The sequence below is a fragment of the Sphingomonas pruni NBRC 15498 genome (assembly GCF_001598455.1).
In the GTDB taxonomy this organism is placed as follows: domain Bacteria; phylum Pseudomonadota; class Alphaproteobacteria; order Sphingomonadales; family Sphingomonadaceae; genus Sphingomonas; species Sphingomonas pruni.
This window is the reverse complement of the sequence record NZ_BCYZ01000168.1, coordinates 1-562: the sequence shown is the minus strand read 5'-3', so window position 1 is coordinate 562 and position 562 is coordinate 1. Positions and strand designations below refer to the sequence as shown.

The window sequence follows — 562 nt, the reverse complement described above, 5'->3', positions numbered from 1 at the left end:
GCCTTGGTAAGGTCGCGCATCATGGCTTCGTCATGGGCCGGGCCTGGGGTGAAGCGCAGGCGTTCGGTGCCGCGGGGCACGGTCGGGTAATTGATCGGCTGGACGTAGACGCCGTATTCGGCGAGCAGGATGTCGCTGATGCGCTTGGCCTTGACCGGATCGCCGACCATCAAGGGCACGATATGGGTGTCACCCGGCAGGACCGGCAGCCCGGCATCGGCCAGCATCGCCTTGAGCATTTTCGCCGAGGCCTGCTGGCCGTCGCGCTCCGCGGTCGACGCCTTGAGGTGGCGGACGGAGGCGAGGACGCCGGCGACCAGCACCGGCGACAGCGAGGTCGTGAAGATGAACCCCGGCGCGTAGCTGCGGATGACGTCGATGATCGTCTGGTCGGCGGCGATATAGCCGCCCATCACCCCGAACGCCTTGCCCAAAGTGCCTTCGATGATCGTGATGCGATCGGCAACGCCGTCGCGCTCCGAAATGCCGCCGCCTCTTGGACCGTACATGCCGACGGCATGGACCTCGTCGAGATAGGTCAGCGCGTTATACTGGTCGGCAA

General features: G+C 65.8%; 1 protein-coding gene. It reads right to left on the bottom strand.

Annotation, left to right across the window (positions count from 1 at the left end; all coding sequences use genetic code 11):
- A partial coding sequence (locus tag SPR01S_RS21075; RefSeq protein ID WP_157082396.1) for an aminotransferase class I/II-fold pyridoxal phosphate-dependent enzyme occupies positions 1 to 562 on the bottom strand: 562 nt, incomplete at both ends.